This is a genomic window from Rhodococcus sp. ACS1 (assembly GCF_002300155.1).
Lineage (GTDB): Bacteria > Actinomycetota > Actinomycetes > Mycobacteriales > Mycobacteriaceae > Rhodococcus_F > Rhodococcus_F koreensis.
On record NZ_NSDZ01000012.1, the window covers coordinates 123,580 to 145,817 of the forward strand.

A 22,238-nucleotide genomic window follows, 5' to 3' on the forward strand; every position below is an offset into this window, starting at 1 on the left:
AAAATTCGCTCGCGGTGGCCACGACCTCGCTGTTAGCGTCGAAGGACCACCGACCGAGCCGACCAGAGGACCTTGCCGTGACCGCCACCGAGACGGCTGTGACTCGCCGGTTCGGGCCCCTGATCCTCCTGAACGTCGCGACCCTGTTCTCCTCCACGGGCAACGGCATCGTGATCGTCGTGCTGCCGTGGCTCGTGCTCGAGCAGACCGGTCGCGCATCGGACGCCGCGATCGTCGCGGGCGCGGCCACCCTCCCGCTGTTGCTGTCGAGCCTGTTCGCGGGCACGTTCGTCGACCTGTTCGGACGACGCCGCACGTCGCTGATCTCCGACTGCCTGTCGGCCCTGTCCGTGGCGGCCATCCCGGTGATCGCGACCACGACGGGCCTCACCGTCACGGTGATCGCCGTCCTCGCCGCGATCGGCGCCGCGTTCGATCCGGCCGGCATCGCGGCCAGGGAGTCGATGCTGCCCGCCGCCACGAAGTCCGCGGGGTGGTCACTCGACCGGATGAACAGTCTCTACGAGGCCAACTACAACGTGGCGTATCTCGTCGGCCCGGGCATCGGCGGCGTCCTCATCGCCACCGTGGGTGCGGTGAACACGTTGTGGGTCGCCGCCGCCGGGTTCGTGCTGTCCGTTGCGACGATCGCGTTCCTGCGTCTCGAGCACGCCGGCAGACCGGACACCGCCACGCGCCCGACGTCCATTTGGCACGGCACGCTCGAGGGATTGAAGTTCGTGTGGCACAACCGGCTCCTGCGCACGATCGCGCTCGTGGACATGGCGGTGGTCGCGCTGTACATGCCGGTCGAGTCAGTGGTGTTCCCGGTGTACTTCACCGAACTCGACAAACCTGCGCAACTCGGTTCGGTCCTGATGGCGCTCAGCATCGGCGGCGTGGTGGGCGCCCTCGCCTACGGACCGCTCGCGCCGTTCGTGTCGCGCCGGATGCTGATGGTGGTGGCGGTGACGGTGCTGGGCGCAGCGATGGTCGCGATGGCGTTCCTGCCGCCGCTGTGGGCGATTCTGGCGCTGGCTCTCCTGCAGGGTCTGGTGTTCGGTCCGGTCGGCCCGATCGCCAACTACGCCATGCAGACTCGCAGTCCGGAGCACATGCGCGGCCGGGTCACCGGGGTCATGACGTCCACGGCGTATGCGGCGGGTCCGCTGGGCTACCTGCTGGCCGGCCCGATCCTCGACAAGTGGGGTATCCAGCCGACGTTCTTCGTGCTCGCGATCCCGGTCCTGATCATCGGGTTGGCGTGCTTCGCGCTGCCCGTGCTGAAGGAACTGGACGAGAAGGTGCCAGTCAGTTGAACCCCATGACGTCGTTGCCCCAGGCGACCCGCATCTCGTGGTCCGGGTCCTTCACCAGCGTGTCCGCGCCGTCGATCAGCAACGTGGCGCGGTCCTCCTCGTCGTAGGGGGCCCAGTGCTTGGACGCGTCCAGGGCGGCGGGGACACCGTGCCGCGCGAACGCGAGCCACCGGCGCTGGATGCGGCCCGACACCTCGAGTGCCGTCTTCCGGCCGCCGAGCCAGAACGTCGGGTCGATGTTGAGGGTGTCGAAATTGCCGAAGACGTACGGGAGTTCGGTGGCGTGCCCGGCTCCGATGCGCGCGGCCTTGAGCATCGGGGTGGCCTGGTCGAACCGGTACATCCACGTCGGCGAGTGCCTGCTGTGGGCATCGGCCACCCACAGGGCGGGCATCCGGAACGCGGCGTCGCGGGACATCGCGAGTGCGCCCTTCGGTTTGCCGCGGTCCGGGTACGCAGACAGGATGTCGGCGAGGCGGGCCGCGGGCAGTTCCGGGTGATCGGTCGCGATCGCCCGCAGCATCTCCTGCACCGAATCCGAAGTGACCGGCAACAGAGGCGATTTCATGAACTTGAAGATCGACGACTCGTCCTTGTTGGAACCGATGATGAGGGGGATCCGGTGGGAGTAGCCCTTCTGGAACGCGGCCACCGGGTAGCGGGGCAGGAAGTCGCGGTCCACCACGGGCGCCATGGCGAGTGTGCCCGGGATCTTCGTCGGCACCTCGTTGACGAGGGTGTCGCTGGCCTCGATGACCGTGCGGTACGGGAGGCGCAGCAACGTGTCGATCCGGGCAGGTTCCACGTCGAGGATGTCGAGGAACTGCTTCGCGACCGTGGCCGCCCGCTCGCTGCCGTAGACCGACGTGGCGGGTGGGCTCTGGGCGATCGCGCGGTGGAACAACCCGTCCGCGCTCGGGCACGTCATCAGGGTGGTGATCGACCCGGCTCCCGACGACTCCCCGAACACCGTCACCTCGTCCGGGTCACCGCCGAACGACGCGATGTTCTCGCGCACCCATTCGAGGGCGGCGACCTGGTCGCGCAGCCCGCAGTTGGTCTCGAACACCCGCTCCGCCGTCGAGAACGACGACAGGTCGAGGAAGCCGAGCGCCCCCACCCGGTAGTTGAACGAGACCAGCACGACGTCGCCGAGAGTGGACAGGATCCGCCCGTTGTAGATGCCCTGGGCCGCGGTTCCCAGGCAGTAGGCGCCGCCGTGGATCCACACCATCACCGGCCGCGGGATGCCGTCGGGCCTGGGTGCCCACACGTTGACCGACAGGCAGTCCTCGTCCATCTCGAGTCCGGCGTCGATCGGGACGGCGGTGCCGTGGCCCTGCGGGGCCATCGGGCCGAAGTCGACGCAGTCGCGCACGCCGTCCCACGGTGCGGGCGGGGCCGGCGCCCGGAACCGCAGATCGCCGACGGGGGCGGCGGCGAACGGGATGCCCTTCCACGCGTAGACGTCGCCTTCGGGATAGCCGCGCACGTCGCCGTCCCGGGCGCGGACGACGAGTGTGTCGCCTGACTTCTCGACATCCACGGCCGAATCTCCTCACGCAGCGCGTACGGGAATCTCTCGCCAAACTACCAACGATGCGCAGGCAGGACCGTTCGAACGCGATATAGATCAACCGCGCGCTAACATGTGCTCCGTGGCCGCATCGACCGATCCCGAGGGCAAGAGTCTCCTCGACTACCCGCGGCCGTCCGTGGCGGTCGACGTCGCCGTCCTCACCGTCGACGGCGCCGAGCTGAAAGTGCTTGTGGTTCCGCACCGTTCGGGCCGGCTCGCGCTTCCGGGCACCTTCCTCCACAAGGACGAGCGGCTGCGGGACGCCGCCGAGCGGTGCCTGCGGATCAAGGCCGGACTGGCGGGTGCCGAGTTCCACCAGTTGGCGATGTTCGACGACCCCGCCCGCGACGACCGCGGGTGGGTGCTGTCGATGACGCACGGGGCGGCGCTGCCGCGCACGGCACTCCCCCGCGACGCCCTGCTGATCCCCGTCGACGGCGACCGGGTGACGCAGGACCTCGCGTTCGACCATGCGGACGTCGTCACCCTCGCCGTCGCCAACCTGCGCGAGCGGTACGCGCGGTCCGTCGACCCGTCGGGACTGGCCGGCGACACGTTCACGGTGCTCGAACTCCGCCGGGTCTACGAGGTGGTGTTCGGCCGTCCCCTCCCGAAGGACTCGTTCCGCCGGCACATGATGCCCGCCCTCGAGCACACCGGCGACATGGCCGTCGTCGGGACCGGCAGGCCCGCCGAGATCTACACGCGCGGCCCCGCGCCCCTCCCGCCGGGAGCGGCCGCGTTCCTCGCAGGCTGAGCCCGTCCACCCACCCGGGGCCTTTCCGTTCGCGGCACGGCCGGTGCTAGGGTCGGCTTGTTCTGACACGGGGTGCTCCGCACGGGCGGGGCTGAGAACACACCCGGGAACCTGCTCAGGTAATGCTGACGAAGGGATGTCAACGTTGTGAATAGCTCTGTCCAAGGTGCTGCGGGCGCAGGCCAGCACGCCCGATTCACGGACCACTTGTGGGACCGGACCAAGGTGCTGCGCGAGGCGATCGACGAACTCGAGTTCCTGCGCCGCCTCGGCGACGGAACACTGCCGCTGGACGTGTTCCGCACCTACATCGAGCAAGATTTCCTGTACCTGACCGGGTACGCGAAGGCCCTGTCCCTGGTCGCCGCGCATGCGCCGGGCCCCGTCGAGGCCGGCTTCTGGGCCGGCTCGGCAGCCGAGGCCGCCACGGTCGAGGCGACATTGCACCAGAACCTCCTGACCAGCGGGCGACTCCCCGCGTCGGACGCCGAACCGCAGCACTCACAGGCCTGCCTCGGGTACATCTCCTACCTGACGGCGGTCGCCGCCACCGAGCCGTACGCGGTGTCCGCCGCCGCGGTGCTGCCGTGCTTCTGGATCTACGCCGACGTGGGACGCCGGCTGGCGGCGAGCGCCCGGGACGTGCTGGCCGCCGACCCGTCGCACCCGTACGCACAGTGGGTGACCACGTACGACGCGGAGGAGTTCCACGCCGCCGTCGCGAAGGCCCGCGAACTCGTGGACGCCGCCGCGGAGGCCGCGACCGAAGCCCAGCGCGAGGCGATGGTGGAGGCGTTCACGATCGCCAGCCGCTACGAACTCATGTTCTGGGACACCGCACTCAACAAGCAGGAATGGCCGGCGTCGTGACACTTTTCTCCCGTACCAAGCGCGCGGCCACCGCGGCCGTCATCCTCGTCTCGGCCCTGTCGATGCTCACCGGCTGCGCCGGCGACTCGCAGTCCGACGACACCATCCGATTCGCCCTCGACTGGACGCCGAACACCAACCACACCGGACTGTTCGTCGCCCAGCAGGAGGGCTGGTTCGCGGACGCCGGACTCGACGTGCAGGTTCTGCCGTACAACGACACCTCACCCGACACCCTCGTCGACGCCGGCAACGCGGAGTTCGGCGTGAGCTTCCAGAGTTCCGCGACGTTCTCGAAGGCCGCGGGCGCCCAGACCACGTCGGTCATGGCCCCGCTGCAGCACTGGGCGACGGGCATCGCGGTGAAGGCGGATCGCGCCGACATCACCCGCCCCCGGGATCTCGACGGCAAGATCTACGCCGGTTTCGCGGACCCCGACGGCGAGGAGACGCTGAAGCAGATCATCCGGAACGACGGCGGCAAGGGCGAATTCACCACCGTCACGCTCGGCACGTCGGCCTACGAGGCCGTGTACTCCGGCACCGCCGACTTCACCGTGTCGTTCTTCGGCTGGGAGGGCATCGAGGCCGAGCACCGGGGCACCCCGATGCGCTACTTCCACTACACCGACTACGGCTTCCCGGACGCGTACGCACTCGTCATCGAGGGCAACGAGCAGTGGATGGACGAGCATCCCGAGCAGGCCCGCAAGTTCGTCCAGGCCCTGCAGCGCGGCTACCAGTTCGCCGCCGACCGGCCGGACGAGGCCGCGCAGATGTTGATCGACGCCAACCCCGGCGCCTTCACGGACGAGTCCCTCGTGCGGGAGAGCCAGCAGATGCTGTCCTCCGAGTACATGAAGGACGCTTCCGGAAAGGTCGGGACACAGACGGCCGAGCAGTGGGCGGGGTACTCCGGTTTCCTGTTCCAGCACGGCCTGCTCACTGGCCCCGACGGGGCACCGCTGACCACGGAACCCGACTGGTCGACGTATTTCACCAATGAGTACCTCGCTCAGCCCTGACCCGACCCTCCGGACCCCGGCCCCGGGCACGTCCCCGCTGCTGCGGCGGGTACTGCCCGCGGTCGTGGTCGTGGCGCTGCTGGTCGTCGCGTGGCAGGTGTACGTGACGGTCAGCGGTATCCGGCCGCAGGTGCTGCCGTCGCCGCTGCGGGTCGTCCAGCAGGGTTGGCGGGCGCGGGACGCCATCTCCGGTCACGCCTCCGCGACACTGCAGGTGACGCTGATCGGGTTCGCCGTGTCCCTGCTCTGCGCGTGGGCTCTCGCCGTGCTCGTGGACTTCTCGCCGTGGCTGCGACGCGCATTCGTTCCGCTGTTCGTCGTGTCGCAGACGCTGCCGATCATCGCGATCGCGCCGCTGATGATCATCTGGTTCGGATTCGGTCTGCTGCCGAAGGTCCTCGTGATCGCCCTCGCCACGTTCTTCCCCATGACGATCGGCCTGATCGAGGGTTTCGCCGCCGCCGACCGGGAGGCGGGTGCGCTGTTGCGCAGCATGGGCGCCTCCCGGTGGCAGGAATTCCGCTACGTGCGGCTGCCCTCGGCCATCCCCCGGTTCTTCACCGCCCTGCGCATCGGCATCACGTACGCCGTCGTGGGTGCCGTGTTCGCCGAATACGTCGGGGCCACGTCCGGTCTCGGCATCTACATGGCCACGCAGAAGAACTCCTTCCGCACCGACCTCGTGCTGGCGGCGGTGCTCGTCACCGCCGTGATCAGCGTCAGCCTCTACCTGCTCACGTTCGCGGTGGAGCGCGTCGTCGCCCCCTGGATCAAGAACGAGAGGGCCCGGCATGAGTGAGACCGCGCGCGTCGCACTGTCCGGACTGAGCAAGGGATTCCCCGTCCGCGGCGGCATCCGTCCCGTCCTCGACAACGTCTCGTTCACCGTCGAACCGGGCGAGTTCGTGTCGGTGATCGGCCCCAGCGGGTGCGGGAAGAGCACCGCGTTCGCCATGCTCGCCGGACTCGACCAACCGGACGCCGGCACCGTCACGATCGGCGGCGAGCCCGTGCGTCCCGCGGGCAGTGGCCCGTCGAACTGCGCGTACATGCCGCAGAAGGACCTGCTGTTCCCGTGGCGCAGCGTCCTCGACAACACCACCCTCGGACTCGAGGTGCAGGGCGTGCCCCGGAAACAGGCGCGGGACAAAGCCCGGGAACTGTTTTCCGTCTTCGGTCTCGGCGGGTTCGAGGACGCCCGCCCCAGCCAGCTGTCCGGCGGCATGCGACAGCGCGCCGCGATGCTGCGGACCGTCGTCCAGGACCGGCCCGTGCTGCTGCTCGACGAGCCGTTCGGCGCCCTGGATTCGTTGACCCGCACCGAGATGCAGACCTGGTTGCAGGACGTGTGGCAGCGCTACCGGTGGACCGTCCTGATGATCACCCACGACATCCGGGAGGCCGTCTACCTGTCGGACCGGGTGGTCGTGCTGTCCGCCCGGCCCGCCACCGTGCGGCGCGAGGTGACGGTGGGCCTGCCCCGCCCCCGCGAACTGTCGATGATGACGTCACCCGAATTCGCGGACGTCGAACACGAACTGCTCGGCGTGCTGCACGAGGAATCGCGGCGGGCCCTCGTCGAGCAGGAGTCGGGCAGACGCTGAAACCCGCGGCGCCTCCAAGCAGTAGCGTCTCAGAGTAGTGCCGCCTCCAGTTCGCCGAGGGCAGCCTCCAGGTAGTGGAGGATGCGTTGCAGGCTCGGCACCGAGCGGCGGCACCCGATGACACCGAAATCGAGGTTGCCGCCGTTGGTGGTGAGCGTGATGTTCAGCGCCTGCCCGTCCAGCACCACCGACGTCGGGTAGATGCCGTCCAGCCGGGACCCGTTCCAGTACATGGTCTTCCGCGGTCCCGGGACGTTGGAGATGATCACGTTGAACGGCGGCGGCGTGAAGCGGACGAACCCCGGCACCGGCGTCAGGGCGATCGGTGACATGTTGACCGCGGACCACGCCAGCGCCTGCAACGAGGTGAGGCTGCCGAACAATTCCTTTCCCTGCGACATGGACGCGGAGATCGCCGTCAGACGCTCCGCCGGGTCGTCGACGTCCGTCGCCAGGTTGCACAGCGTCACCCCCACCGCGTTGCCGCCGGAGTCGGCCTTCTGCTCGTCGCGCAGCGACACCGGAACCATCGCGATCAGCGGTTCGTCCGGCAGCGCGTTCTGTTCCTCGAGGTAGCCCCGCAGCCCCCCGGCGCACATGGCCATCACGACGTCGTTGACACTGACGCCTGCCGCTTTCCGCACGGCATGGATCCGGTCGAGCGGCCAGGACTGCGCGGCGAACCGGCGCGCGCCACCGATCGGGACGTTGAGCATGGTGCGGGGCGCCTCGTACGGAAACCTCATGTCGTGCTGACCCATCGCGGTGCGGGCGATCCGCAGCGACGCCGGCGCGAGACCGGCGACGTCGCCGACCGTGCGGCGGACCCCGTTCACCACCGACCAGAGGTCGGGGGCGGCGGCTCCGTTCGCCGACCCCGAGCGCGGCAGGTTCCACGGCGGCGGCGCGTCGCGCACGTCCGGGTCGGTCGACAGCGTCCGCATCAGCAGCCGCAGCCCGGAGACCCCGTCCATCAGCGAGTGGTGCAGCTTGGTGTAGATCGCGAACCGGCCGTCGGAGAGGCCCTCGATCAGATACATCTCCCACAGCGGGCGATGACGGTCCAGGAGCGTGCCGTGCAACCGGGACGTCAGCGTCAGCAATTCGCGGACCCGGTACGGCGCAGGCAGGGCCGAATGACGCACGTGGTATTCGAGATCGACGTCCGACTCGTCGGCCCACCACAGGTTCCCGAGACTGCCGACCGGGCCCGCCGGCTTCTTGCGGAACGTGGGGTCCACGTCCGTGTGCTTCAGCAGTGTTTCGTGCATCGACTTCACGTAGTCCGGTCCGGCATCCTCCGGCGGTGTGAACAATTCGAGCGATCCGACATGCATCGGATGCTCTCGCGATTCGCCGAGAAGGAATATCGAATCGGTAACCGGCATGATCCCCACCTGGACGTTCACCCCCGCTCGGTCACTATCCCATTACGACTTCCGCCTGGATGCTACGTCGGGCGTAGCGTCCGTGCGACCTACTTCGATGTAGACCGTACGGCGCAAAGAGGTGGCAAACCTGAAGGCAGCACGTCGAAGGGCACCGAGGCCGGAACGGAGGCAGGCAATGAGCACTGCGACTTACGAATTCTGCCCGTCACCGCTCCCGGTGACGCGGCGGGAGTTCGCCGGGACCAGCCTGCAGTCGGCGGCCCTCGCACACACCCTCCGCCGCACGGTCCGGCCGTTCCTCGACGGGTGGGCGCGCTACCCCGAACTGCCGTGGCCCACCGGAGTCGTCGACCTGTTCGGGTACTCGCTCGGCCCCATCCGCGGAACCCAGCGCAGGCCCGTCCGGCTGCCGCACTGCCGCGCCGAATGGATCCGGCCTCCGGGTGAGCTCGGCGACCGGGCGATCCTCTACCTCCACGGCGGGGCGTTCCTGTGCTGCGGGATCAACTCGCACCGCCAGATGGTGTCGCGGATCTCGGCGGAGTCCCAGGCGTCGACGCTGAACGTCGCGTACCGGATGATCCCGCGGAACCCCATCCGGGCGGCCGTCGCGGACGGTGTCGACGGGTACCGGTGGCTGCTCGCACACGGGTACACCGCGGACCGCATCGTCATCGCCGGCGACTCGGCGGGCGGATTCCTGACGTTCATGGTGACGCTCGAAGCGCTGCGCCAGGGGCTGCCGCGTCCCGCCGCCGACGTCGCGCTGTCGCCGCTGACCGACCTCGACCCGGTGAACAAGCTGGCCCATCCCAACGCCGACCTCTGCGCCGTCTTCCCCAAACGCGCGGTCGGTGCCCTGTCCAAGCTGATCGAACGCCTGGACACCCGGGGCGGGCACGAGCCGTCCACGTCCCCCGTGGACGGCTCCCTCGCCTCCATGCCGCCTGCCCTGATCCAGACCGGCTCGCAGGAAATGGTGTACGTCGACGCGGAACTGATGTCCGAGCGGCTGTCCCAGGCCGGTGTGCCGTGCGAACTGCAGGTGTGGGAGCGGCAGGTGCACGTCTTCCAGGCCGCCGCCGGACTGCTCCCCGAAGGCACCCGCGCCATCCGCGAGATCGGCCGGTTCATCCGCAGGGCCACCCCCGTGAGTACTTGTTAACGTCCGGCGGTTACGAAGTACTCACGGGTGCGAACAGGTGGTTCCGGTCGAGCGTGGAACCCGGCGTGCGGCCGCCACCCCACCCGATCACGGCGCGGTAGGCGCCGAGCGCCCCGGACTCCGCCAGCGCGTCGGCGTCGGTGTGGGTGGAGTCCTCGGGAACCGGGGTGTCGAACGGCGCGACGTACAGCGCGTCGGTGGGACAGTTCGCCTCACACATGAAGCACGTCTGACAGTCCTCCTGGTGCGCGACGACGGGAACCCCGTCCTCGCCGCGCCGGAAGACGTCCGTCGGGCAGACCTTGATGCAGATGTCGCACTGCACGCACCTGTCGGCGAGGACGACCTCGATCACGACGCCACCGTCCTGTTTTCGGCGGCGCCGTGTTCCGGCCGCACCCACACTTCGCCCAGTCCGCCCGACAGCAGGCGACGGGTCTGCGACGGATCGGTGTCGGGCAGGTCGGTGCGCACGTGCATGCCCCGGGTCTCGGTCCGCGCCAGCGCCGAGTGGGTCGCCCACCGGGCCGCGGCGAGCATCGCGGCGGCCGAACGTGCCTGCAGCAGTTCCCGTTCGCTCCCGCCGAGCAGATCGGCGGCACCCGACCAGGCTTCGTCGAGCGCGGTCACGCTGTCCTGCAGGCTCGCCGCGCTGCGCCGGTAGCTGCGCCGCAGCGGCAGGGTGTGCTCCTGAACCAGTCCGACGATGGCGCGCGACGCCTGCCGCCGGGCGGACGGGCCGCGCAGACCGGCCGTTCCCGCGCCGCGCACTCCGTCGGGGACGGGGCGCCCCCGCGCGAACCGGGCGGCACCCGCGCCCGCCCACGTTCCCGAGGAGATCGCCCAGGCCCCGTTGTGGCTGCCGCCGCCGCTGCGGCCGCCGGTGATCAACTCGCGGGTGGCGGCATCGCCGGCCGCGAACAGGCCGGGAACGTCACTGGCGCAGTCGGTGCCGGTGATCCGGATGCCTCCGGTCCCACGCACCGTCCCCTCCAGCACCGCGCGCACGGGATACTTCTGCGTGAACGGGTCGATGCCCGCCTTGTCCAGCGGCAGAAAGTAATTCGGTTGCGACGTGCGCATGGCCGCGCGGATGTCGGGCCGGGCCCGGTCCAGCCGCGCATACACCGGGCGGCCGGTGGCGAGGTGCGCCATCGCGGCGCCGCGTGCGGAGAAGCCGCCGTCCCCGAGCGGCTGGCCGTCCGCGTCGTAGTACGTGGCGAACTGCATCATCAAGCCCTTGGTGTGCCCGCTCCACGCCGGGGCCAGCGCGTAGGCGGTCGAGAATTCCATGCCCGAGAACGACGCCCCGACCTCGGCGGCCATCAGGAGTCCGTCGCCGGTGTCGACGTTCGTTCCGAAACTTCCCGACAGGAACGCGCAGCCGCCGGTCGCCACGACCACGGCCCCGGCGCGCACCGACCACGGCGCGTATCCGTTCTGCCGTTGCAGACCGGCGGCGCCGGACACGACGGCGTCGCCGGTGGTGAGCAGTTCCAGGGCGGGGCTGTGGTCGAGAATGGTGACCCCGGCCCGGTGCACGCGCCTGCGCATCCGGCGCATGTACTCCGGCCCCTGCAGGCTGGTGCGCACCTCCCGGCCGTCGTCGCCGGACGGAAACCGGTAGCCGGAATCGGCCAGTTCGTCCACCCGGCGGTGGGTCTCCTCGAGCACCCGGTACATCCAGGCCGGTTCGGACAGCCGGCCGCCGTCCTCGAAGCGGGCCTGCACCGACCGTTCGCGGGCGGGGCCGGGCGGGATGTTCCACAGGTTGTTGCCACCCGACGCGGTGGGACCGCTGGTTCCGCAGTACCCCTTGTCGGCGAGCACCACCCGGGCGCCCTCCCGGGCCGCGGACAGTGCCGCCCAGGTGGCGGCGGGTCCGCCGCCGAGGACGAGGACGTCGGCGACGATCTCGAGTGCGCTCACGAAGCGAACAGCATCGCCGACGCGGCGACGGCCGCCCCGGCTCGTTCGGACAGCGGGCGGCGGCGGAACAATCTGTCGAGCAGAGACATCGTTACCCCCGGTCGGAGCGGTATGGACACCGCTCGATCGTCGGCTCGCGACCCCGTCCGGGCAAGGGTTCTCGTCAGCGTGCGCCGAACCCCGGCGGCCGCCCGGCAACCTTCGAGCGAACCCCTCCCGGGCAACTCGATTGCGGACACGTGCACCAGCCGGGGGCAACGCCCTCTATGGTGGACGCATTTGCACGCCGACGACGGGTAAAGCATGGACGACAGGACTGTAGCGATCGGGGCGCTTGCGATTGCCACCGTTTCAGCGGTCTCCGGGCTGATGATCGGCGCCGCAGGCGGCGCGTTCGGCAGTCGCGGACCGACAGTCGTGCCACCACCGCTGTCGTCGGAAGGTCTGCAGGCCGCGGGGCCGTACAGCGCGGAACCGGCGACGTTCCAGGTGTTCGTCCCGCCGACCCCCACCTGGCAGATGGCGGAGCTGACCACCCCGCGGGTCGTCACCCTCCCCACCGAACCGGCGCCGGTGACCACCGCGCCGCCGCCCGCGCCCTCGACGACCCCCGCACCGCCTCCCCCGCCGCCGGTCCGGACGACGCTCGCGCCGCCTCCGCCTCCCCCTCCGCCGACGATCAGCCTCGCCCCGGTCACCACGCCGGTGACCCGGCCCCCGATCGTCACGACGACCGAGGCGACCGTTCCGCCGCAGGCCGCCGTGGCACCGACACTGGCGCCGACCACCACCACGACGACGCGTCCGGTGATCACGATCCCGCCGGTCACCACCAGGCCACGAGGCTGACGCTCAGGCCCGTCTGCGCGCGATCAGTTGCGCGACGGCCACCCCCGCACCCAGCGCGGCGACCAGCGCGCTGAAGACGATCCCGGCGGCCCGAAGGTCGGTGAACCGCGCGAGCACGCCGACACCGACCGCGGGGACGGCCAGCATCACGTAGATCCCCGCGAAGAACGCCGACGACACCCCGCCGCGGAACTGCTGCTCGACCCGTTCGACGGTGGTGGCGATCGAGGCATTGAGGCACAGGCCCCCGGCGACGCCGAGCACCACCGCGGACGCGAGCAGCGGCGCGAGCACGATGTTCGCCAGCGCGAGCGCCAGCAGGCCGGCTGACGGGATCAACGCGAGGCACCCGACGAGCATCGCGGCGGCCGTCGACATCCGGCGTGCGAGGAGCTGACCGAAGGCCATGAATAGGAACGTCAGGAACACGACGAGACCGGCCATCGTGTGGCTCCTCGACCCCAGATATTCGGTCAGGAACAGCGCCGACACGGCGGTGAGCACACCGGTCACCGCGAATGCGGTTCCGGCGGCGAGCACGGCGGTGACGAAGGCGCCGCGGATCGACGCCGGAACCTGCAGGCGGCGAGGTCGGATGCGCCACGTCGGGCGGGTGGCCGGTGCCGGCGCGAACAGCCACAACGCGGCGCCCGCGAGGACGGCGAGCACGAGATTCACCACATAGGGAATGGTCAGCGGACTCGAGGTGAGGTCGGCGATCACCCCCGCACTGAGCGTGCCCAATCCGAGTCCGCCGGTGTTCACCGCGATCGCGAGCATTCCGGCTGCCGCCTTGCGGTCGGGCGGGAACAGATCGATCACCGCGGCCGTGCCCGTGCCGGTCATGAGGCCTGCGGACAGCCCGGAGATCACCCGGGCCACCACGAACACCGGAAGCGTGGACGGCAACAAGAACAGCACGGCACTCACCGCGGCGAGGGCGACCGCGAGAAAGAGCACCGGACGCCGTCCGAGGTCGTCGGACAGCCGCCCGAACAGGGCGAGCGCGACCACGACCCCGACCGCGTACACGGCGAACAGGATCGTGACGGTGAGGGCGCTGAACGCCAGTTCCTGCGCATAGATGGAATAGAGCGGGGTGGGAAGTGTCGTTCCCATCATCGTGACCAGGAACGCGAACGACGTGGCCCCGACCGCGAGGGCGGACGACCGCCGGGTGCGCGTTCCGGACACTGCGGGCGAGAACGAAGGCATGGATCCGAGCCTTTCGGAGATCGGGAGCGGTGACAAGCCCCGTCCAGCAGTCGGTAAGGTGGCTTCCCGCCGGATTGGGGGGTCCACTCCGGGACCGAGAGTGTCCAGCAGCGGAGGTCGGGGATGAATGGCGGGGAGAATTTTCGATCGGGCGCCTGGGATCACCGCGCCATCAGCAGTGCTGTCGACGCCCTGAGACCCGCCGAGTCCGAGGCGGTCGCCTCGTCCTGGGACGACCTCGGACGAAAATTTCAGGAGTCCGTGGCCGCGTTCCACGAAACGACCCGGGCCGCGGTCGGCACCGGCTGGCGCGGACGGTCGGCGACCGCGGTGGTGTCGGCACTCGACGACTACGCCGCCCGGGCCGGGCAGGTCGGCGACCGTTTCGCCGACGTGGGAGACGCATTGCGGCACGCGAGCGCCGGCGCCGAAGCGGTACGCGGTGCGGTCGGCCCGCCCGGGGACCACCCGACCGACTGGACCCGGGTGCTACCCGGCAACTGGACCGCGGAAGCCGACGCCGATGCCGCGGAACAGGACGCGAAGGCGGCCATGGATACCCTGTACGCGTCGTCGTATCGGGTTGCCGACGATCGACTCCCCACCGACGGTCTCGCCGCGACCCACGGTGCGGCGACGGAACACGGGCAGCCGGTGGGCTTCGACATCGGACCGAACGGCGTGCACGGCGTACCCAGCGATCAGCAGGTGGCCGAACCCGAACCCGGCGCGGACTCCGAGCCTCGCGAGAGTGACCAGGTCCAGCCCCAGGCCACGCAGGCCGCTCCCGGTTCGATCGCCGGTGCGGCGCTGGCCGGGGCCGTCGGCGGCGGGGTGGCGCAGTACGCGCACGGCATCGTGGCCGCGCACCGGGCGCCGGCCCCCGAACGGCCCGGCAGTCTGGCCCTGCCCGCCGCACGCGAAGACGAGGAGGAACCACCGACCTACCTCGAAAGCATCGACGAGGGAAGCGAACTCGTCGGGAAACTACCCCTCGTCACGCCTGCGGTGATCGGCGAATAGTCGTGGGGCACTGGGTGTTGAGCGGTCCGCAGTTCTCGGCGTCGTGGGCGCGGACCGGCCAGGACCGCATCCCGTATCCGTTCAAGGTCACGAGCGCGCTGGCCACCGCCGACGAGTACGAGGCCGAGCAGCGCCGGATCCGCGCCGACTTCTCCGGACCGGAACACGACCCGCTCGCGTCGGCGCTGCTGGTGCTCGCCGAACCCGACCTCCGGATCGAGATCTCCGGCTCCGAAGGCGGCACGCCGATCCGCCTGATCGGGGCGCTCGCGCGCGGGCACGGAATCGCGGCGGTGCAGCATCCGGGCGGCGAGGTGGTGATCCGCAGCTGTGAACCGTACGACGTCGGCAGGCAGCTGATCGCGCAGCTGCCCGACACCGACGCGGGCACGCGTCGCGGCGTCGTGGTCGACCGGGCGGATGCCGCGCACCGGCAGGCGGAGGTCGCCCGGATCCTCGACCGCCCGTCGACGGGTCAGGGGGTCGTCACCGTCGTCCGCGGCGCGCGGCACTCGCCGCGCCCGGTCGGCGGTCTGGCGTGGCGTGACATCGACAGCGACGGCAGATATCTCGTGTGGGGCGACACGGCGGTGGCGGTGGAACCGGGCACGTCGTGGGACCTCCTCGACGCGGTCACCCGGCTGACCGGACGGATCGCGGCCGGTCACCCCGTCTGAGCCCCGCACCCCCTCCTGCGCTGCGGTGTCAGCGATCGCCGCTACCGTATACAGCGGAAGTAGGTGACCTGTGGCCGACCCGGACGGAGCAGACATGCAGGACTTCGATCTGGATTCGAGCGTGAACCGCGACTGGGCGGAGTTCCAGCGGCGCCTCGCGGACTATCTGGCGGCGATGCAGGACGAGGACCTACTGGTGCTCGAATCGGGATTCGAGGAACTCGACGAATCCCAGGGGCTGATGCCGTGCATCCAGTTCGTGGTGTGGGACGGCGACACAGTGCGCTGCGAGGTGCCGTCGAACCACTACCTGCACCCCGACCGCGCGCTGACCGAGGCCGAGCAGACGTACCTCACCGAGCTGGGCTGGAACCGTCCGACCCGCGGCCCGGACGACGACCCGGACGACGGCTCCCCCGCGTTCTACGTGGACAAGAAGCTGTCGTGGTCAGATCAGCTGGCCGCGATGGCGGTGGCCGCGTTCCGCGACGTCTGGGGAATCACGCATCCCGCGTTCCTGAGTACCGAGACGTCGAGCACCGATCCCGAGGCCACGTTCGACCCGATTGCGGTGCGGCCGCCGCTGGTCGCGCAACTCGACCCCGCGGCCGCCGTGGTCCCGCGGGACGTCGAGCACCTGCACGAACTGATCACGCTCTCGCTGGTGCCGATGCTCGGGCTGCTGCCCGAACGCGACCCGGACGGCGACGTCCCGATCCGGATGGGCAACACCATCCTGTTCGTCGGGCCGCTCGCCGACACCGTCGACGTGCAACTGTTCGCGCCGCTGGTGCACGACATCAGCGACCGCACCCGGGCGGCCGAGGTCACCGCCGACCTCAACCGCACCTGGTCACGGATCAAGTTCGTGCTGGTCGACGACCGTTTGTCGGCGTTCCTGGAGGTGTCGGGCAACCCGTTCGTCCCGCAGCACCTTACGGACAGCTGCAAGTCGTTCGCCGATTTCCTGCGCACCGTCGACAGCGACTTCGCGGCGCGGTTCGGCGGCGAACTGTTCTTCAACCGGGACTCCGGCCCCGACGAGGAACCCGAACCTGTGTCGGCACCCCACACCGGGAACGGGACGTCGACGACCGATCTGCCGAAGGAACTCCAGACGCTGTTCCATCTCGATCCCGGGTGCGGTGGCGACACCGATCCGGCCGTCGTCGCCGACGTGTGCGGTCACGACCGCGACCGGATCCTCGCCCTCCTCGACACCGGCACCGCGTGGGTGTCCCGTCTGCGTGACACGGACGACGCGTCGGTGGAGCACTGGGAGCGCGTCGTCCGCACCCTGCGCAACGCCCTCCGGACCGTCGTACTGCCGCCGACGGAGAACGCTCCCGACACCAAGCCGCGGCCCGAGCAGATGGGACTGTTCAACAACCCCGAGGAGCAGACGCTGTTCGACGATCCGTCGTCCTAGAAGCGACCGTTTCGACGATCGGTCCGGGTTTCCCGGGATATGGCGTACTGTCGGCTCTATCGGAGCCGTCCAGGTTCCGCATTCAGGGATGGTCCATGGCTGACAAATCGCCCCGCAATTCCATGTCGAAGAAATCCGGCAAGTCGCTGAAGGAGAAGCGCGCCGACAAGAAGATGAAGACGAACGGACAGAGCGATCCGGAAATCGTCACGCACGTCAAGAAGCGCTAGCGCCCGTGCGCCTTTCTGGTAGCTGCAGCAACCACAAAGGCGCACAAGCCTGCCCGCTCTACCCACTTCCCACGCTCGACGGCAACACGGAAGTCACCATTCCCACGACCGCCAGACCAGGCTCCACCGCACCGTGCAAGCATCTGGGGGCCTTGTGCTTCGGTAGGCAGCGGCAGCCGTCGACGGTTTCGCGCTCGGCTGAGGCCCCTGAAACGCGGTAGTGCCGCCACTTCGCAACAATCCCATCCGTAACCCACAAAAATGCGCACAGGCGCACACTAAAGCGTGCATACCGGTGGTCTGCCCACCACAGCCAGTGGTCGAGCAGACGCAGAAGGAGTCACGATGAATCTGAAAACGAGTGCGGCGCGTGCCCTGGTCGCCGGTGCGCTGGGCTTCACCACGCTGGGACTCGGCGCCGTTCCGGCAAATGCTGATCCGTGGCCACCGCCGCTACCCGGCATCTCGGTACCCGACTTGGGTCCACCGCCCGGACAACCGGCGAAGCAGCCATTCTTCCCACCGCCGGGACAGTTGGGCCAACTGCCATTCTTCCCACCGCCGGGACAGTTGGGCCAACTGCCATTCTTCCCACCGCCGGGACAGTTGGGCCAGCTACCCTTCGTGCCGCCGCCCGGACTCTGGGACAAGCCGTGGAAATGGGTTCGTTGACGCTGATCGTCATGGCGGACATGCTGACTGGTCGCACCGACGTGTTCCCAACGGTCAGGGTTCGCCCGGGGCCAGGCGCCGTACGTGCATCGGATGCATCGCGGCGCGTCGGCCGCGGGTCGGGCTGACGACGAGCGTGACGACGGTGTCCCTCACCTCCCGGTGCTGCTCGGTGACGGCGCCTACGATCGCGCGACGGGCGAACCGTTGTGTGCGATCCCGGATCTCGTGTCGACGCCGCGGGTCACGCCGGAGTCGTACGGCCCGAACACCACGCAGTCGCGGTCGTCAGTCCTGCGCGCCGAGCCGCCACAGCGACGTCACTTCCCGCTTGCGGGCGGCGTGCAGCGCATCCGAGCGGTCGGCGGCCTTGCCGTGCCGGGGCGCCACGTCCCGCCGCCCGAGAACGGTGAGGCCGGCGTCGTCGATCAGGGTCAGCAATTCCTCGCGGGTTCGCAGTCCGAGGTGCTCGGCGATGTCGGACAGGATGAGCCAGCCCTCTCCCCCGGGTTCGAGGTGCTCGGCCAGGCCGGCGAGGAATCCGCGGAGCATCCGGCTGTCCGGGTCGTAGATCGCGTACTCGATGGGCGAGGTGGGCCGGGCCGGGATCCACGGCGGGTTGCACACGACCAACGGCGCCCGGCCGTCGGGGAACAGATCCGTTTCCACGACCTGCACCCGACCGGCGTAGTCGAGCCGGTCCAGATTCGCCCGCGCGCATGCCAGCGCGTTCGCGTCGAGTTCGGTCGCGATCACCTTCTCGACACCGCGGTGCGCAAGGACGGCCGCCAGCACGCCGGTGCCGGTGCCGATGTCGAACGCTGTCGCGAGCGACGGCAGCGGGGTATCGGCGACGAGGTCGACGTATTCGCCGCGAATCGGTGAGAACACGCCGTAGCCGGGGTGGATGCGCGCACCGAGGGCGGGGATCTCGACGCCCTTTTTCTGCCACTCGTGGGCGCCGATCGCGCCGAGCAGATCCCGCAGCGTGGTGACCGTCGGCTGGTCGGTCGGTCCGTATGCCGCGAGCACCGCCTGCCGCACGTCGGGGGCGCGGCGCAACGGAACGGTCTGGTCGGCGTCGAACGGCACCAGCAGCATCCCGAGGATGCCTGCCCGCCGCGACTGTGTCTGCCGGTGCAGAAGGAACGCGGTGGCCGGGTCCGTGGACGTCTTGCGGGCCTTGCGGTCGGTGCGGGCGGCGACGGCCGTGCCGAGCTGGCGGGCGTTGTGGAAATCACCGCGCCACAGCAGCGCCGTCCCCTCGCACGCCAGACGGTAGGCCTCGTCGGCGGTCATCGAGTCGTCGGCGACCCTGATCTTCTTCGGGGGCGCCGCCCCGCTGGTGGACCGCCACACCGCCGAATGCTCGGTGCCGTCCTCGGTCCAGCGGACGAACTCGGTTTCCATGAGGGAGAGCCTAGGCCTACGGCCCGTGAGTGGTTAACGAGTGCAGGGACTCCTTAACCACTCACGGGCGGCGGAGCCGCCCTACGGGAGTGCGCGGACCGCCGCCCGGCGGAGCTTGCCGACTTCGGTGCGTGGGAGGTCGGGCCGGAAGTCGACGACCTTCGGCGCCGCGTAGGGCCCGACGCGCTGCGCGACGAGTTGCTTCAGTTGCGTGACGAGGTCGCTGTCGTCACCCGGGGTGTCCGCGCGGACGACGACCGCCCGGACCACTCCGCCGCGGACCGGATCTTCGTACGCGACTGCCGCCGCGTCCGCGACCGCCGGGTGCTGCAGCAGCGCGTTCTCGACCTCCACCGGGCTGATGTTGTGTCCCGACGCGATGATCATGTCGTCGTCCCGGCCCAGTATCTGCCACCGCCCTTCGGAGTCTGTGACGGCGCGGTCCTCGGTGAGGAACACGTCGCCGCGCCAGCGGTCGGCCCACAGTTCGGGGGCGTTCTCGTACCCGCTGGACATCTGGTGGCGGGGCTGCCGTACCGCGATCAATCCCGGCAGGCCCTCGGCCACCGGTTCGCCGTCCCGGTCGGCGAGGAAGGTGTCGAAACCCGGGATCCCGGCGGACATCCAGCCGGGAACGGACCGCGTTTCGGTGCCCTGGGTGTCGCCGAGCAGCATGCCGACCTCGGACAGTCCGTATCCGTTGCGCACGGCGGGTGCACCGGTGCCTGCCCAGTCTGCGGCGACCGCTGCGGTCAACGGTTCACCGGCAGCGGCGACGGTGCGGAGCGACGCCGGTACCCCTTCCTGCGCGAACGTCGCCGTCAGTCGCCGCAATGCAGCAGGCGCGGTGGTGAGGATCGTCGCCTTCTCCTCCCTGATGACGCGATGCCAGGCCTCGGGGACGAACTTCCCCGAGTACATGACCCGCGGCACGCCCAGCCCCATGACGGCGGCGCCCGTGCTGAACAGTCCGAACGCCCACGCCGGGTCCGAGGTGGAGAAGACGATGCTGTCGCGGGTGGCCCCGAGAACGGTCTTCACGTAGGGCATGACCGAGACGAACGTGGCGTGGGTCATGGTGCACGCCTTCGGTGTTCCGGATGTTCCGCTGGTGAACAGCAGGGTGGCGGTGTCGCCCAGTGCGGTCTTCTCGAGCGGACCGTCGGCGGCCGCCAGGTCGACCTCGGTCCAGAACGACTTGTCGGTCCCGCCGGCCGCGCCGTCTCCGACGACGAACACGGCCGGGTCGAGTCCGTGGGTCGCCTGCGCCTCCGCGAGCGCCGGCCGGTACCGCCGATCGACCACGATCGCGCGGACTCCTGCCGCGTCGAGTCGAAGACCGATCGCATCCGGGGCGAAACCGCCGAACAACGGCACGTACACCAGCCCGGATCGCCATACCGCCAGCGCGGTGATCCAACTCTCGACCTGTCGGGACAGCAGTCCGCCGACGCGGTCTCCCCGCTTCAGGTCCGCTCGGGCGAACACCCGTGCCGCCTTGGCGGCGAGACGGTCGAGTTCGAAGTAAGTCCACCGGTCGGCCGACCCGTCTTCGTGCCGGACGGTCAGCGCCACCCGATTCGGGTCGGCGGCGTAGCGGGTGCAGATCTCGTGTGCCGTGTTGAAGTCGCCGCCGAACGGGTCGCGGTCCAGCAGGGATTCGATGTCCTGCCAGGCAGCGGCGAGTGCGGGCGACGCGGGTCCGTCGAGAGACATCAGTGGTTCACCTTTGCAGTTTTCGTCAGGGTCAGAACGAGGACGGTGATCGCGCACGCCGCGGCGATGTATGCGGCCAGTGCCCACGCACCGTCCGTCTCGGCCGCGATCGCCACCGCGATGAACGGTGCCGGCGCGCTGAACACGACGCCGCCGAACTGATAGGCGACGGACGCGCCCGTGTACCGGACCTCGGCAGGGAACAGACCGGTGACGTATCCGGCGACCGCGGAGTAGGTGACGGCGTGGCCGATGGTGATGATCAGAATCATCGCCAGCAGCACCGCGGCACCCGTGCCGGTGGACAGCAACCAGAAGAACGGGTACGCGATCGCGGCCATGTAGACGGAGCCGTAGATCAGCATCTTCCGAGTCCCGATCCGGTCCGCGATCATCGACGCGTAGGGCACGGACACGATGTCGAGGACGCACGCGACGAGGATGCTGAGCAGAATCGTCTGCCGCGAGATGCCGAGTTCCTTCGGGCCGTACGACAGCACGAAGACGGTGACGAGGTAGAAGGGCACGAGTGAGGCGGCCTGGGTGAGTATCCCGACGCCGAGTGCGCGCTTCTCACCCCGCAGCACCGCGAGGATCGGGAAGTCGGCAATCTTCTTGTCGCGCTTGACGTTCTCGAATTCCGGCGATTCGACGACCTTCAACCGCACGTACATGCCGACCGCGACCAGCCCGGCGCTGGCCAGGAACGGAAGCCGCCAACCCCACGCCTGCACCTGGCCCTCCGGAAGCTGCTCGACGAGGAGAAACGCGAGTGTGGCGAGCACGAGTCCGGCGGGAACGCCGGCTTGCGGCCAACTGCCGTAGAACGCGCGTTTCTCGCGCGGTGCGTGTTCGACCGCCATCAGTACCGCGCCGCCCCATTCTCCGCCGACCGCGAAGCCCTGGGCAAGGCGCGCGAGGACGAGCAGCACGGGCGCCGCGAGACCGATGGCGCCGTAGGTGGGGATCAGACCGATGGCGACGGTCGACGACCCCATCAGCACCAGGGAGAACACCAGCATCTTCTTGCGGCCGATGCGGTCTCCGAAGTGCCCGAAGACGATGGCTCCGGCGGGACGGGACACGAACGCGACGCCGAACGTCGCGAACGCGGCGAGTGTCCCCGACAGCGGACTGAGTGACGGGAAGAACGCCTTCCCGAAGATCAGGGCGGCCGCGGTCCCGAAGATGAAGAAGTCGTACCACTCGATCGCGGTTCCGACGAAGGACGCGAACGCGACCTTCCGGGGTTCGACCCGGGTGACCTCCAGGTCGTCGATGACTCTCATATCGAATCTCCCATCGCTGCTGATGTGGGGCGGTGCGGTTGCCTGTCGGCCCGGTGCCACCGCGGTTGTGATCGAGCGGTCGGGCCTCG

The 22,238-nt window shown here is 69.6% G+C and carries 21 protein-coding genes and 1 riboswitch; of the genes, 13 read left to right on the top strand and 8 right to left on the bottom strand.

Annotated features, from left to right (window positions below; translation table 11 throughout):
• Nucleotides 1-77: 77 nt before the first annotated feature.
• Nucleotides 78-1,319, top strand: a complete 1,242-nt coding sequence (locus tag CJ179_RS45125) for an MFS transporter (RefSeq protein WP_072945929.1) — start codon at nt 78-80, stop codon at nt 1,317-1,319.
• Here CJ179_RS45125 and CJ179_RS45130 read toward each other — a convergent pair.
• Nucleotides 1,312-2,865, bottom strand: coding sequence for a carboxylesterase/lipase family protein (locus tag CJ179_RS45130; protein WP_095865767.1), 1,554 nt, complete (start codon nt 2,863-2,865; stop codon nt 1,312-1,314). The genes CJ179_RS45125 and CJ179_RS45130 overlap by 8 nt on opposite strands.
• Nucleotides 2,866-2,977: 112 nt before the next feature.
• Here CJ179_RS45130 and CJ179_RS45135 point away from each other — a divergent pair, with 112 nt between their 5' ends.
• From CJ179_RS45135 to CJ179_RS45155, 5 genes are all read left to right on the top strand, one after another.
• Nucleotides 2,978-3,655, top strand: coding sequence for an NUDIX hydrolase (locus tag CJ179_RS45135; protein ID WP_095865914.1), 678 nt, complete (start codon nt 2,978-2,980; stop codon nt 3,653-3,655).
• Nucleotides 3,656-3,713: 58 nt separating this feature from the next.
• Nucleotides 3,714-3,809, top strand: a riboswitch (TPP riboswitch).
• The gene (locus tag CJ179_RS45140; RefSeq protein ID WP_095865915.1) at nt 3,803-4,525 is read left to right on the top strand and encodes a TenA family protein; all 723 of its coding nucleotides are present in this window, start codon (nt 3,803-3,805) and stop codon (nt 4,523-4,525) included. Its footprint overlaps the riboswitch before it by 7 nt.
• Nucleotides 4,510-5,550 (top strand): ABC transporter substrate-binding protein, encoded by a 1,041-nt coding sequence (locus tag CJ179_RS45145; RefSeq protein WP_072945923.1) that lies wholly within the window; start codon nt 4,510-4,512, stop codon nt 5,548-5,550. Before CJ179_RS45140 ends, CJ179_RS45145 begins: the two co-directional genes overlap by 16 nt.
• Entirely contained in the window at nt 5,528-6,349 is an 822-nt protein-coding gene (locus tag CJ179_RS45150) for an ABC transporter permease (protein WP_072945921.1), read from the top strand. The genes CJ179_RS45145 and CJ179_RS45150 overlap by 23 nt, the downstream gene beginning before the upstream one ends.
• Nucleotides 6,342-7,154: an ABC transporter ATP-binding protein gene (locus CJ179_RS45155; protein ID WP_072945919.1), complete on the top strand. Its 813-nt coding sequence runs from the start codon at nt 6,342-6,344 to the stop codon at nt 7,152-7,154. Before CJ179_RS45150 ends, CJ179_RS45155 begins: the two co-directional genes overlap by 8 nt.
• A 29-nt stretch (nt 7,155-7,183) precedes the next feature.
• Here CJ179_RS45155 and CJ179_RS45160 read toward each other — a convergent pair whose 3' ends face one another.
• A complete protein-coding gene (locus CJ179_RS45160; protein ID WP_095865916.1) occupies nt 7,184-8,542 on the bottom strand; it encodes a wax ester/triacylglycerol synthase family O-acyltransferase in 1,359 nt (452 codons plus the stop codon).
• Between the two features lie 178 nt (nt 8,543-8,720).
• Between CJ179_RS45160 and CJ179_RS45165 the strand changes: the two genes are divergently transcribed.
• Complete coding sequence (locus CJ179_RS45165; RefSeq protein ID WP_095865768.1) at nt 8,721-9,710, top strand: alpha/beta hydrolase; 990 nt, start codon at nt 8,721-8,723, stop codon at nt 9,708-9,710.
• A gap of 10 nt (nt 9,711-9,720) precedes the next feature.
• Here the strand turns inward: CJ179_RS45165 and CJ179_RS45170 are convergent, their stop codons facing one another.
• A complete protein-coding gene (locus CJ179_RS45170; RefSeq protein ID WP_095865769.1) occupies nt 9,721-10,065 on the bottom strand; it encodes a ferredoxin family protein in 345 nt (114 codons plus the stop codon).
• Nucleotides 10,062-11,639: an FAD-binding protein gene (locus CJ179_RS45175; RefSeq protein WP_095865770.1), complete on the bottom strand. Its 1,578-nt coding sequence runs from the start codon at nt 11,637-11,639 to the stop codon at nt 10,062-10,064. Before CJ179_RS45175 ends, CJ179_RS45170 begins: the two co-directional genes overlap by 4 nt.
• 303 nt (nt 11,640-11,942) lie before the next feature.
• Between CJ179_RS45175 and CJ179_RS45180 the strand changes: the two genes are divergently transcribed.
• Nucleotides 11,943-12,488, top strand: a complete 546-nt coding sequence (locus tag CJ179_RS45180) for a hypothetical protein (RefSeq protein ID WP_072945910.1) — start codon at nt 11,943-11,945, stop codon at nt 12,486-12,488.
• Between the two features lie 3 nt (nt 12,489-12,491).
• On the opposite strand, the gene CJ179_RS45185 is transcribed toward CJ179_RS45180, so the two are convergent.
• Entirely contained in the window at nt 12,492-13,703 is a 1,212-nt protein-coding gene (locus CJ179_RS45185; RefSeq protein ID WP_072945908.1) for an MFS transporter, read from the bottom strand.
• A 123-nt stretch (nt 13,704-13,826) separates the two neighbouring features.
• Here CJ179_RS45185 and CJ179_RS45190 point away from each other — a divergent pair, with 123 nt between their 5' ends.
• The 5 genes from CJ179_RS45190 to CJ179_RS45205 all read left to right on the top strand — a co-directional run bounded on the left by CJ179_RS45190 (nt 13,827) and on the right by CJ179_RS45205 (nt 17,734).
• Complete coding sequence (locus CJ179_RS45190) at nt 13,827-14,726, top strand: hypothetical protein (protein ID WP_095865771.1); 900 nt, start codon at nt 13,827-13,829, stop codon at nt 14,724-14,726.
• A gap of 14 nt (nt 14,727-14,740) precedes the next feature.
• Entirely contained in the window at nt 14,741-15,403 is a 663-nt protein-coding gene (locus tag CJ179_RS45195; RefSeq protein WP_072946154.1) for an ESX secretion-associated protein EspG, read from the top strand.
• 70 nt (nt 15,404-15,473) lie between these two features.
• Complete coding sequence (locus CJ179_RS45200) at nt 15,474-16,832, top strand: hypothetical protein (protein WP_083395813.1); 1,359 nt, start codon at nt 15,474-15,476, stop codon at nt 16,830-16,832.
• A gap of 95 nt (nt 16,833-16,927) precedes the next feature.
• Nucleotides 16,928-17,062, top strand: a complete 135-nt coding sequence (locus CJ179_RS53465; protein WP_255315001.1) for a hypothetical protein — start codon at nt 16,928-16,930, stop codon at nt 17,060-17,062.
• Nucleotides 17,063-17,407: 345 nt separating this feature from the next.
• Entirely contained in the window at nt 17,408-17,734 is a 327-nt protein-coding gene (locus CJ179_RS45205) for a hypothetical protein (protein ID WP_095865772.1), read from the top strand.
• Nucleotides 17,735-18,022: 288 nt separating this feature from the next.
• Here CJ179_RS45205 and CJ179_RS45210 read toward each other — a convergent pair whose 3' ends face one another.
• The 3 genes from CJ179_RS45210 to CJ179_RS45220 all read right to left on the bottom strand — a co-directional run bounded on the left by CJ179_RS45210 (nt 18,023) and on the right by CJ179_RS45220 (nt 22,149).
• Nucleotides 18,023-19,144, bottom strand: coding sequence for a class I SAM-dependent methyltransferase (locus CJ179_RS45210; protein WP_095865773.1), 1,122 nt, complete (start codon nt 19,142-19,144; stop codon nt 18,023-18,025).
• 81 nt (nt 19,145-19,225) lie between these two features.
• Entirely contained in the window at nt 19,226-20,860 is a 1,635-nt protein-coding gene (locus CJ179_RS45215; protein ID WP_095865774.1) for an AMP-binding protein, read from the bottom strand.
• The gene (locus CJ179_RS45220; RefSeq protein WP_072945897.1) at nt 20,860-22,149 is read right to left on the bottom strand and encodes an MFS transporter; all 1,290 of its coding nucleotides are present in this window, start codon (nt 22,147-22,149) and stop codon (nt 20,860-20,862) included. Before CJ179_RS45220 ends, CJ179_RS45215 begins: the two co-directional genes overlap by 1 nt.
• Nucleotides 22,150-22,238 lie beyond the last annotated feature (89 nt).